Here is a 12,240-nt window from a genome sequence, read left to right on the forward strand (position 1 = left end):
AAGAGATGTTTTATTTAATTAGTTTCCCAAAACTACCCGATTTCTTAATATTTCAAAGCGGCAACACTTTGATCATCTAATGCTATGCCTAACAAATAGGAAAGCCATTGATGAATTATTCGTACATTGTAATTGACGACGATCAAGAAAGTGTTCTAAAAACATTAGCCATAGCTGATAGTTTTTCGGAGCTTACTTTTATAGCATCGGCAAATAATTATGCTGACGGATTAAATCTTATTCTTGAACACGCTCCAAAACTGGTTTTCCTAGAAATTGACCCAACGGACAAAAAGAGTAATTTATCATTGGCACTCATCAATGAATTGTATCGCTATTTAGATGTAATCCCTAAAATTATAATTACTACCTCTAAAAAAGAATTGGCTTTTGATTCCATACAATATGAAGTAGCGGATTATTTATTAAAACCATTAGCCCGAATAGAGGTTGTTAAATCGCTTTTAAAACTAAACAAATCAAATCACACAACAGAGGTTGTTGTTGCTCAAGTTGTGAGTCCAAGTGAAAAACCAAAACCCACCTTAGAACAAGAACCCACAATTGTAGTTCAACAACAAGTTGCATCAGTTGAGCAGTCCTTATTATTATGCATCAAATCCTATGGTGATTATAGATACATAGACGCAAAAGATATTTGTTACTTTCAAGCCGATAATAATTCAACGGATATCCATTTAAACAATGGCGAAATGATTACCGCTTTTAAAACCTTGAAACATTTTGAAAGTGTTTTGCCAAATCCTTTTATCCGAATTCATAACAGCTACATTATAAATAGGGAATATATCTCTAGAATCCATACCGGAAACGCTGTTTGCTACATTAAAAACACCACAACTAAACTTCCGTTTTCTAAATCCTATAAAGAAAACGTGGATCTTATTATTTCTGATTTTGCAAATGGCAATTATCTAGAAATATAAAAAATCCATTTACCCAAATTTGACGGTCATTCACTATCAGACGGCTGTATTCTACCAAAAACGCCCTTTTTTGTAAGAAAATTAGAGAGATGCTATGTAGTTTTACCATGTGATTCAGCAATAAGCAACGGTCATGCAACAAACAGAAACCCAAATTAATTAAAAACATAAAGTTATGAAAAAAGCAATTTTAACATTCGGATTATTTTCTTTAGTAATGATATTGACTTCATTTACTACTCCAGAAAATACAACTACCATTAAAGTAGAGAACAAAGCAGTAATTGAATATGCTGCTTCTTCAAGTACAGGAAACAAAAAAATAGATACAGATTATTATGCAGCTTCTTCAAGTACAGGTAACAAGAAAATAGATCGTTATGCTGCATCTTCAAGTACAGGAAATAAAAAAGTTGACAGAAGTTTAGAATAAATCATTAAACTTTTTATAAATATTATGAAAGGCTATCAATTTTGGTAGCCTTTTTTTATGGTACTCATTTTATTTTAGTATTTTTGATGCAATTCAAGAACTACTATTGAAAAAAACCTACTACATAATAGTATTGTTGCTGTTCCTTTTTTGGGCTTGTACCAAGAAAAACGATGCAAATTCAACTACTGCAATATCAGAAGACAGCCTGTCTTTATATTTGACTAAAGCCAGCGATTATAATTTGACCGAAAAACAAAGAGCCGAATATACTCAGAAAGCGTATATTACAGTCATCAATCAACCTAATGATTCAGTAGGGCGAGTCAATTTATTTAAAGTTGCCAACCGCTATTACAACTTAAACGACTGGAAAGGGTACAAAGAAACCGTAAATCTAGTTCTTGAAAAATCAGAAAGCATTAAGGATACTGCGAAAATTGCAAAAGCGTATACCTATCTTGGGGATTATTACCAAACACAAGCTGTTCCAGACAGCGCGTTTAGTTATTATTTCAAAGCTGAAAAAATGTTCAATACCTTAAAGGATAATTATAATTTAGCGCGAACACGATTGAATAAAGCGAACCTGCAATTCAATCAAAGCGATTTTTCGGGTAGTGAAATATCCGCCATCAAAGCCTTGAGTGTTTTAAGAGAAGAAAAAACAAGTGAATTAGTCTATGAAATACTCAATTTACTTGGAATTATTTATAATGAGTTGGGGGAATTTGACAAAGCAATTGAATACCAAAACAAAGCTTTAGCCAGTATAGATGCAAACACACCCATTGAATTTCAAGCAAGAGTAACATCGTTGAACAACACAGGAATGATTTACCTAAACATGAATAAACATAAGGAAGCTATTCCCTATTTTCAATTGGGATTAGTCCAGAAAAAAGAGTTGATGGTTTACAAGCCCGAAGTATATGCTATGATGCTCGATAATTTGGGGTATTCCAGATTAAAACTCAATCAATCACAAGGATTGCCCGGTTTGTTTTATCAAGCTCTAAAATTAAGAGACAGTTTGCAATTATCAACAGCAGTTATAGTAAGTAAAATGCACTTGTCCGAGTATTATGGTTCCAGAAAGGATACCGCAAGATCCATACGCTATTCTAAAGAAGCACTTAAAGATGCTCAAACTTCGAAAAATTTAAGGAATGCCTTGATGCCGTTGAAGCGATTAGCCATTATTGACCCAAAACGAGAAGCTGCATATTCTAAATTGTACATCCATATTAATGACAGTTTGCAAAAAGCAGATCGTAATGTTGCAGAGAAATTCTCTCGTATTGAGTATGAAACTAATGAAATAAAAATTCTAAATGAAGATTTAGAGGTCAAAAATAGAAATTTGGTTTACATAGCTGGATCGATTTTTATTTTAGGATTATTTTTATACATTATAAGAGTACAAAAATCTAAAACCAGAGAATTGCAATTCAAACGAGAGCAACAAAAAGTCAACGAAGAAATTTATAGTCTTATGATTTCGCAGCAAAGCAATGTAGAAAGCATACGAATTATTGAGAAAAAACGAGTAGCCCAAGAATTGCATGATGGTGTTTTAGGAAGGATGTTTGGGGTCAGAATGAACCTTGATAGTTTAAATAACTTGCACGACAAAGACGCAAAGCAAGAAAGAATCAACTATTTATCAGAGTTAAAAAGTATTGAACAAGATATTCGAGAAATTTCTCATGATTTGAATAGGGAAAAATCAGAATTAATTAATAACTTCGTTGCCATTGTAGACAACTTATTAGAAGAGCAAAAAAAGACATTTACATCAAAACTAGTTTCTAATATAGATTTGGGTATAAAATGGGAATTAGTAAGAAACACGGTCAAGATAAATTTATACAGAATCGTTCAGGAATCATTACAAAATATTAATAAATATGCCTTTGCTAAAAATATAAAATTAGAATTTAAAAAAGAAGGCACTGATTTATTTTTAACAATCACCGATGATGGAATAGGATTTAATGTAAACAGAGCAAAAAAAGGAATTGGTTTACAAAACATGCTATCTAGAACAAATGAATGTGAAGGAACGTTTGAAATTAAATCTATAAAAGGAGAAGGAACAATAATAACTGTCACTGTCCCATTCGAACAAAATATATAACCCCACAAAAAAAATGACAATCAACCCCAACGACAAACCTACTATCAAAAACAATATTTTAATTGTTGATGACCATCCATTTATTATAGATGGTTATAAAAATGTAATCGAAAGATACAATCCTAAAGAATATCAGTTTTATTTTTCTCAAGCAAAGGATTGTCAATCAGGATATAATATGATTACAAACCCTGATTCACCTGTTTTTGACATTGCTTTTTTAGATATAAGCATGCCAATCTATGAGGAAAAAGGAATTTATTCCGGCGAAGATTTGGCAATATTATTACATGAATACATGCCAAATTGCAAAATTATTTTGCTCACGATGTATACAGAGCTATTAAAAATCAAAAACATAATTGAGGCGATAAACCCAAGTGGATTAGTAATAAAAAATGATTTGACATTTGACGAAATGCTTTTCGGTTTTGATAAGGTATTGAAAGATGAAATTTATTACAGCCAATCGATTCAAAAAATGATGGATCAGGCAAATTTAAAGCCCATAGAAATTGACTTGTTTGATAAGCAAATATTGTTTCATTTGTCAAAAGGAACTAAAACTACTGAAATGATACAATATATTCCGATTGCATTGGGTGCAATCGAAAGAAGAAAAATAAAACTAAAAGACATATTAGATATTGTTGAAGGAAGCGATATTGATTTAGTTCGAGTGGCTAAAGATAGAGGATTACTATTTTAGATTATTTTATAATTCTTAGAAAAAGTGGCACATTAATTATGGGCCACTTTTTTTATAAATCTTCGTTGTTCAAAGCATTCCATCCTCTAGCTTTTAGAGGAATTTTAGTGTCAGCACGTGTAATTAAATGAATCCCTTCGCTCTCTTGAGTCATGTGGCCAATAATTGTAAAATTAGGATTGGCTTTAATTTTTTCAAAATCTTCAATTGCAATTGTAAAAAGCAATTCATAATCCTCGCCACCGTTAATAGCAACAGTTGTGGAATCAATAGCAAACTCTTCACAAACATTGATTAATTGTGGGTCAAGTGGTAATTTATCTTCATACAAATTACAACCTACTTTAGACTGTTTACACAAATGAATAATTTCTGACGATAAACCATCCGAAATATCAATCATCGAAGTTGGTTTTATTTCCAGAGCATGTAATAAGGTTCTAATGTCTGTTCTTGCTTCGGGTTTTAATTGACGTTCTATTAAATAAGTATACAAATCTAAATCGGGTTGCGAATTTGGATTTACTTGAAACACTTGTTTTTCGCGTTCTAGAACTTGTAACCCCATATAAGCAGCGCCAATATCACCAGTTACGACTAATAAATCAGTCTGTTTTGCACCATTTCTATATACGATTTCTGCTTCATCCGCTTCGCCGATAGCAGTAATCGAAAGGATCAAACCTTTTTGCGACGAAGTGGTGTCTCCGCCAATTACATCTACTTTATATTCACTAGAAGCCAATGTAATTCCAGCAAATAATTCTTCCAAAGCTTCTAACGGAAACCGATTAGAAACCGCCACCGAAACTGTAATTTGTGTTGGCTTGGCGTTCATCGCACAAATATCAGATACATTTACAACAACCGCTTTATAACCCAAATGTTTCAATGGCATGTAGGACAAATCAAAATGAACACCTTCTATCAACAAATCGGTAGAAACTACAATTTTCTTATCCTTAAAATCCAAAACTGCAGCATCATCACCAATACTTTTAATGGTGGAAATCTGTTTTACATCAAAATCTTTAGTCAAATGTTCAATGAGTCCAAATTCTCCTAGTTGCGAAATCGAGTTGCGTTGTTGATTTTTATCTTCTATCATGCCGCAAAGATACGAAGGATTTTTCGTTGTCACAAAGTCGCAAATAAACGAAGATTTTGAATCTTAATTTTGATTAAATTTATAATCTTAAATTTAAATTCCAAAAATGAAAATATTCGATATTGTAACGCTAACTCTAAATCCATCGATAGACAAATCGGCAAGCTTTAGCGGCTTGATTCCTGAACAGAAAATTCGGTGTGAATCACCTCGATACGATGCTGGTGGTGGCGGTATAAATGTATCCAAAGCCATTGTGCGTTTGGGAGGAAAATCATTATGTATATTTACTTCTGGCGGTTCAACAGGCGAAAGATTAGAAAAGCTAATTCAAGACGAAGACATTGAGAGCAAATCCATTCCAACACAAAACTGGACCAGAGAAAATTTCATAGGATTTGACACTATTACCAAAGCGCAATATCGTTTTGGTTTTCCGGGAACCGAATTATCCGAAACCGAAAAAGGAACTATACTCCAAACAATAAAAGAATTAAAAACCAATTATTTAGTAATAAGCGGAAGTTTAAATGAGGGTTTACATCCTGATTTTTATCAAAAAATTACTGTAGTAGCAAAATCATCAGGAGCAAAAGTAATTGTAGATACTTCGGGAGAAGCATTGCAAAAAGTTTTGGAAACAGGCGTTTATTTGGTAAAACCAAACATTGGAGAACTAGCAAAATTAATAGGTGTCGAAAGATTAGAACGCCATGAAGTGGAATTGGCAGCCAAAAAAATAATTGAAAAAGGAAGCGCCAAAATTATTGTGGTTTCACTTGGTGCTCAAGGTGCAATTTTAGTAACAAAAGACCAAACAGAATTTGTAAAAGCACCAAATGTAGAAAAGAAAAGTACTGTTGGCGCTGGCGACAGCATGGTTGGCGCTATGGTTTGGGCTTTATCTCAAAACAAACCGTTGATAGAAGTAATTCAGTGGGGCGTTTCGTGTGGATCAGCTGCAACAATGAACGAAGGTACACAACTTTTTAAATTGGAAGATGCTAAACGGTTGTTTGACGAAATGCAAGGGGAATAGTCGTTCAGTCATTGCTAGGCACGAAGCAATCTCATTTGTTGCTCGTTATAAGATTGCTTCGTGCCTAGCAATAATGTTTCAATAAAAACCTGACAATCTTATTATTATAGCGTTTTAGAAACTTTGTCCCATTCTAAAAGTCTTTCGGGATTTGATTTTACTTTTGCCATTCGTTCCAAAACAATTCGTTGATGTTCGACAGGAATTAACATATCTTCATTCCAAATAGCGTCATTAACTTTCAATCTTTCTTTAGGAGATAACTGCTTCACAGCTTCTACAAGCTGATTTACATTGAGATTGATATTTAATTTTATAGATTCCATAGAACAAAGTTAGTGAAAACAAATTGTAGTCAATAAAAAAACCTGACAATTTTCGCCATCAGGTTTCTCTATATTCTATTCTCTTTTTTCTATTCTCTAGAAAAAAATCTAATCATTCAATTTCAAAACCGCCATAAATGCTTCTTGCGGAATCTCGACATTCCCTACCAATCGCATGCGTTTTTTTCCTTTTTTCTGTTTTTCTAGCAGTTTACGTTTACGCGAAATATCGCCACCATAACATTTGGCGGTAACATCTTTACGCAAGGCTTTTATGGTTTCGCGAGAGATTACTTTTACCCCAATCGCTGCTTGAACCGGAATATCAAATTGCTGACGTGGGATTAATTCTTTCAGTTTTTCACACATTTTTTTACCTATTTGATACGCATTATCGGTATGCATCAAGGACGACAATGCATCAACAATGGTAGCATTTAGTAAAATATCTACTTTAACTAAATTTGAAGTTCGCATTCCAATTGGAGTATAATCAAACGAGGCATAACCTTTAGAAACGGTTTTCAAACGGTCGTAAAAGTCAAATACAATCTCGGCGAGCGGCATGTCAAAAGTCAATTCTACACGTTCCGTTGTTAGATACGTTTGGTTTGTAATTAAACCCCTTTTTTCGATACACAAACTCATTACATTTCCAACATAATCAGATTTTGTGATGATGGTGGCTTTTATAAAAGGTTCTTCAACATGATCTAAACGAGATGGTTCTGGCAAGTCCGAAGGGTTGTTTACAATAAGTGGTGTCTCTGGATTTTTCTTGGTGTAAGCCAAATACGAAACGTTGGGAACAGTTGTAATTACAGTCATATTGAACTCCCGTTCCAAACGTTCTTGGATAATTTCCATGTGTAACATTCCTAAAAACCCGCAACGAAAACCAAATCCTAAAGCTGCCGAACTTTCTGGCAAAAAGACTAGTGAAGCATCATTCAATTGTAGTTTTTCCATTGAGTTTCGTAACTCCTCATAATCTTCGGTGTCTACGGGATAAATTCCAGCAAAAACCATTGGTTTTACATCTTCGAAACCCTTAATTATATTAGTTGTTGGCGTTTTAGCATCGGTTAGTGTGTCGCCTACTTTTACTTCTTTGGCTTCTTTTATCCCCGAAATTAAATAACCAACATCCCCAGCCGAAATTACTTGTTTTGGAACTTGGTTTAATTTTAATGTCCCAATTTCGTCCGCAAAATATTCATTGCCAGTAGCCATGAATTTTATTTTCTGACCTTTCTTAATTTGTCCATTTTTTACCCTGAAAATAACTTCAATTCCACGAAAGGAATTGTAATGCGAATCAAAAATTAAGGCTTGTAAAGGTTCGTCAACATTGCCTTGTGGAGGCGGAATTTTTTCGATAATAGCAGCCAAAATATTTTCGACACCAAAACCTGTTTTTCCCGATGCGTGTATGATATCCTCTAATTTACAACCCAATAAGTCAATGATATCATCGCTAACTTCCTCTGGATTTGCACTTGGTAAATCTACTTTATTCAAAACGGGAATAATTTCCAAATCATTTTCTAGAGCCAAATATAAATTTGAAATTGTCTGAGCTTGAATACTTTGCGCTGCATCAACAATCAAAAGCGCACCTTCACAAGCCGCAATTGAACGAGAAACTTCATACGAAAAATCAACATGTCCAGGCGTATCAATCAAATTAAGTATGTATTCCTGACCTTTGTAAGTATATTCCATCTGGATTGCGTGACTTTTTATGGTAATGCCGCGTTCGCGTTCCAAGTCCATATTGTCTAACAATTGTGCTTTTTCTTCACGAGCAGTAACCGTTTGAGTGGCTCCGAGTAAACGGTCAGCAAGTGTACTTTTTCCGTGGTCAATATGTGCAATAATGCAAAAATTCCTAATATGTTTCATTCTCGAATGGTGTCTATTTATTATGGCGTTTCCGCAAAAAAGCGGTCGGGCTTTTCGCTAAATCTTTTGCTCCACTAGCGTTTCACAAAAGGATATCGCTACAATCCCTAACGCAAACCCCAGTAAACAGGATTTAATTTGCAAATATAGTTTATTAGATTTGACAACTTTCAAAAAGTTGTCAAATCTATTACAATTAGGTACTTTTGCAAAAAAAATTCCGTTGATAAAAATTGGCAACATAGAACTACCTGATTTTCCATTACTTCTCGCACCTATGGAAGATGTGAGTGATCCGCCATTTCGCAGATTATGCAAAATGCATGGAGCAGATATGATGTATTCGGAATTTATTTCTTCCGAAGGATTAATTCGCGATGCCATCAAAAGCCGAATGAAATTAGATATTTTCGACTACGAACGTCCAGTAGGAATTCAAATTTTTGGTGGTGATGAGGAAGCAATGGCATTATCTTCTAAAATTGTAACAACCGTAAATCCAGATTTAATAGATATTAATTTTGGTTGTCCTGTCAAGAAAGTCGTTTGCAAAGGCGCAGGTGCAGGAGTTCTAAAAGATGTAGATTTGATGATACGGTTGACCAAAGCCGTTATTAAAAGCACCAATTTACCCGTTACTGTAAAAACCCGTTTGGGTTGGGATGATAATTCCATAAATATTGATGAAGTTGCGGAGCGTTTGCAAGACATTGGCGTGCAAGCTTTGACGATTCATGCTAGAACTCGAGCGCAAATGTACAAAGGTCATGCCGATTGGTCGCACATAGCCCGAGTGAAAAACAACCCAAGAATCACCATGCCAATTTTCGGAAATGGAGATATTGATTCTCCCGAAAAAGCCTTGCTGTATAAGAATGAATATGGCATTGATGGTATTATGATTGGTCGAGCGGCCATAGGTTATCCTTGGATTTTTGATGAAATAAAACACTATTTCAATACAGGAGAGCATTTACCAAAACCTACTATTATAGATAGAGTAGAAGCAGTGCGAAATCACCTCACTTGGGCAATGGCTTGGAAAGGGGAACGATTAGGAATTGTAGAAACACGCCCGCATTATAACAATTATTTCAAAGGAATTCATTCTTTCAAACCCTTCAAACAACAATTAGTTACCTTAGATCGTCCCGAAGAGTTATTCGCCGTTTTGAATGAAATTGAGAACGCTTATGCGGGATATGAGGTGGTATAATTAATCTATCAACTTCTTACTCACTCGACTACTTGCAATCAAGGACGCTATAAACCCTAGCGTGATAATAGTTGCTAGAACAATCAGCACGTTTTCTAGAGTAAAAACTACAGGATAAGCGAGCGTAGGCGTAATCATAATGAGTTGAAAATGTTGTTGTAACAACACGATTATAATTCCTAATACCAGTCCAATAATTCCACCAAAAACACTTAGTAAAGTTCCTTGGAGTAGAAATATTCTTTGGAGATCTTTGATTTCGGTTCCCAAATTGAACAAGGTTTTTAGGTTTCCTTTTTTGTCGAGAATCATCATAATAAGTGCGCCAATTAAGTTAAAAAGAGCTACAACAATTACCAAAGTAAAAATCAAATACACCGCAATATTCTCGGTGTTTAACATTTTATATAAGGAATCGTTGAGTTGCGCTCGGTTTTTTACGGTTATTTTATTGTGAAAAATAGTTTGAAGTTTATTTATAATATCACTTTCTTCAGCTTCTTTTTTTATTTTAATTTCAATTCCAGAAACTTGATTGGTTTTGTAGTCCAATAGTTCCTGAGCCAAACCTAAATCGGCAAAAACATATTTCGAATCTAATTCTTCGCTAATAGCATAAATCCCAACAGGAACAACATTCATTTTATTAAATGCTTCAGATTGATTTTCGATTGTTCCTTTTCCTGATTTTGGAACTAAAACTTCAAGTGAGTTATTGTAATCAAGCAATCCCATAGAAAATTTTTGTGCAATTCCGTATCCTACAACTACTTGATAAGTTTCTTTATTCAACCACTCTCCATTGAAGAGTGTTTTTTTAATAGCGTTGACTTTTACAAAAGCAGTATCAACACCTTTTAAGTAGGTAACTTCTTGTTTTCGGTTGTACACAAATAGAACGCGTTCTTCTATTATTTTACTGTAAGAAATAATTGAACTTATTTTATTAATTTGAGCTTCTTGTGTTGGAGTAATAAAAAATGATTTTCCTAAAGAGCTGCTAATTTTTAAATCAGGATCAATATCATTTGAGAAGGAAAGACTAAAAACTTTCAAGCCACTAAAAACCGACAAAACTACAAAAAGTGCCATTGCACCTACGATTATTCCCATACTGGCAATACGATTAATAATATTGATAGCATTGTTTTTACTCTTGCTAAAAATATAACGTCGGGCTATGTATAAGGAAAAATTCAAGTTTAGGAATGTCTGCGTTTTTCTAAAAGATCACGATTTTCAATAGGATTTTCTTTGGAGGACAATGCATTGTCAATTTTTTCGATATAATCTAAAGAGTCATCAATAAAGAACACTAAATTAGGTACTTTTCGCAATTGTAATCGTACTCTTTGAGACAAATCGTGCTTGATTAATTTCGAATTTGTTTTTATTGCTACCAAAGTTTCTTTGGCTTTATCTTGAGGGAAAATACTTAAATGTACTGTAGCTACTGATAAATCTGTAGTTACAGTAACTTTCGACACTGAAATTATTAAATTTGTAACTCCATTTTTTCTCACTTCACCTTGTAGAATGTCAACCAAATCTTTTTGGATTACACCGCCTATTTTTTTCTGTCTATTTGTTTCCATGGTGCAAAAATACTAATTTTTTGAGTTACAAAGTTGTAAAGCCTTAAAGTCATAAAGTTTTTTATATTTGTCTTAACAATCAGGGTAATTTTCTTTATTTCAAAACTAGGAACATATATTAAGGCAATGAACAAAATAGAACATATAGGAATTGCGGTCAAAAGTTTAGAAACGGCAGCAATAATTTACGAAAAACTCTTTGGCGTACCAGCATATAAGCAAGAAGAAGTTGCTAGTGAAAGCTTAAAAACAGCTTTTTTTAAAAGTGGTCCAAACAAAATTGAACTCCTTGAAGCGACAAGTCCAGAGAGTCCAATTGCGAAATTTTTAGAAAAAAAAGGAGAGGGAATTCATCATATTGCTTTTGAAGTCGATGATATTATAAAGGAATTGGCACGATTAAAAACCGAAGGATTTGTTGTCTTAAACGATACTCCAAAAAAAGGGGCTGATAATAAATGGGTTGCTTTTTTGCATCCAAAAAGTACTAATGGGGTTTTGATAGAATTATGTCAGGAAATAGAATAATTTTTTCTAAAAAATGAAGTTATACGATTCTAATATTTAGATGGTTCTATGCTTTTTCTTAAAATTACAAAATTTAAATAAAAATTGAATTCAAAAATATTTGGTACAAATGTAAAATAGTAGTAATTTCGCAACCGCAATAACGGTCCTATAGCTCATTCGGTTAGAGCAACTGACTCATAATCAGTAGGTGCTTGGTTCGATTCCAAGTGGGACCACAAAACCCGCAAAATATATTAATTTTGTGGGTTTTTTATTATACATTTGTCAAAACCTGCTTTTAATCGGTAAAAA

12 protein-coding genes and 1 tRNA gene are annotated in these 12,240 nt (G+C 33.7%); 8 read left to right on the plus strand and 5 right to left on the minus strand.

Annotated elements, in window-relative coordinates:
* Positions 1 to 110 precede the first annotated feature (110 nt).
* The 4 genes from RMO53_RS07905 to RMO53_RS07920 all read left to right on the plus strand — a co-directional run bounded on the left by RMO53_RS07905 (position 111) and on the right by RMO53_RS07920 (position 4,229).
* Entirely contained in the window at positions 111 to 947 is an 837-nt protein-coding gene (locus tag RMO53_RS07905) for a LytTR family DNA-binding domain-containing protein (RefSeq protein ID WP_310379457.1), read from the plus strand.
* Positions 948 to 1,122: 175 nt separating this feature from the next.
* Positions 1,123 to 1,380 carry a 3-oxoacyl-ACP reductase gene (locus tag RMO53_RS07910; protein WP_310379458.1) on the plus strand — a complete coding sequence of 86 codons (258 nt, stop codon included), beginning with the start codon at positions 1,123 to 1,125 and terminating at the stop codon, positions 1,378 to 1,380.
* Between the two features lie 106 nt (positions 1,381 to 1,486).
* Complete coding sequence (locus RMO53_RS07915; protein WP_310379459.1) at positions 1,487 to 3,520, plus strand: tetratricopeptide repeat protein; 2,034 nt, start codon at positions 1,487 to 1,489, stop codon at positions 3,518 to 3,520.
* Positions 3,521 to 3,533: 13 nt separating this feature from the next.
* Entirely contained in the window at positions 3,534 to 4,229 is a 696-nt protein-coding gene (locus RMO53_RS07920) for a response regulator (RefSeq protein ID WP_310379461.1), read from the plus strand.
* Between the two features lie 52 nt (positions 4,230 to 4,281).
* Here the strand turns inward: RMO53_RS07920 and thiL are convergent, their stop codons facing one another.
* Positions 4,282 to 5,337: a thiamine-phosphate kinase gene (gene thiL / locus RMO53_RS07925; RefSeq protein WP_310379462.1), complete on the minus strand. Its 1,056-nt coding sequence runs from the start codon at positions 5,335 to 5,337 to the stop codon at positions 4,282 to 4,284.
* Between the two features lie 106 nt (positions 5,338 to 5,443).
* Here thiL and RMO53_RS07930 point away from each other — a divergent pair, with 106 nt between their 5' ends.
* Positions 5,444 to 6,376: a 1-phosphofructokinase family hexose kinase gene (locus RMO53_RS07930; protein ID WP_310379464.1), complete on the plus strand. Its 933-nt coding sequence runs from the start codon at positions 5,444 to 5,446 to the stop codon at positions 6,374 to 6,376.
* A gap of 104 nt (positions 6,377 to 6,480) precedes the next feature.
* Here RMO53_RS07930 and RMO53_RS07935 read toward each other — a convergent pair whose 3' ends face one another.
* Complete coding sequence (locus RMO53_RS07935) at positions 6,481 to 6,702, minus strand: addiction module protein (protein ID WP_310379466.1); 222 nt, start codon at positions 6,700 to 6,702, stop codon at positions 6,481 to 6,483.
* Positions 6,703 to 6,810: 108 nt separating this feature from the next.
* Positions 6,811 to 8,607 carry a translation elongation factor 4 gene (gene lepA / locus RMO53_RS07940; RefSeq protein WP_310379467.1) on the minus strand — a complete coding sequence of 599 codons (1,797 nt, stop codon included), beginning with the start codon at positions 8,605 to 8,607 and terminating at the stop codon, positions 6,811 to 6,813.
* A gap of 223 nt (positions 8,608 to 8,830) precedes the next feature.
* Here lepA and dusB point away from each other — a divergent pair, with 223 nt between their 5' ends.
* Positions 8,831 to 9,823, plus strand: coding sequence for a tRNA dihydrouridine synthase DusB (gene dusB, locus RMO53_RS07945; protein WP_310379627.1), 993 nt, complete (start codon positions 8,831 to 8,833; stop codon positions 9,821 to 9,823).
* Here dusB and RMO53_RS07950 read toward each other — a convergent pair whose 3' ends face one another.
* Together RMO53_RS07950 and rbfA are read right to left on the minus strand one after the other, a co-directional pair.
* Positions 9,824 to 11,023 (minus strand): FtsX-like permease family protein, encoded by a 1,200-nt coding sequence (locus tag RMO53_RS07950; protein ID WP_310379469.1) that lies wholly within the window; start codon positions 11,021 to 11,023, stop codon positions 9,824 to 9,826.
* A gap of 2 nt (positions 11,024 to 11,025) precedes the next feature.
* The gene (gene rbfA / locus RMO53_RS07955; RefSeq protein ID WP_310379470.1) at positions 11,026 to 11,418 is read right to left on the minus strand and encodes a 30S ribosome-binding factor RbfA; all 393 of its coding nucleotides are present in this window, start codon (positions 11,416 to 11,418) and stop codon (positions 11,026 to 11,028) included.
* 126 nt (positions 11,419 to 11,544) lie between these two features.
* Between rbfA and mce the strand changes: the two genes are divergently transcribed.
* Positions 11,545 to 11,946 carry a methylmalonyl-CoA epimerase gene (gene mce, locus RMO53_RS07960; protein ID WP_310379472.1) on the plus strand — a complete coding sequence of 134 codons (402 nt, stop codon included), beginning with the start codon at positions 11,545 to 11,547 and terminating at the stop codon, positions 11,944 to 11,946.
* A 144-nt stretch (positions 11,947 to 12,090) separates the two neighbouring features.
* Positions 12,091 to 12,164: transfer RNA gene (locus tag RMO53_RS07965), tRNA-Ile, on the plus strand.
* Positions 12,165 to 12,240 lie beyond the last annotated feature (76 nt).

The organism is Flavobacterium sp., assembly GCF_031409475.1.
GTDB lineage: Bacteria > Bacteroidota > Bacteroidia > Flavobacteriales > Flavobacteriaceae > Flavobacterium.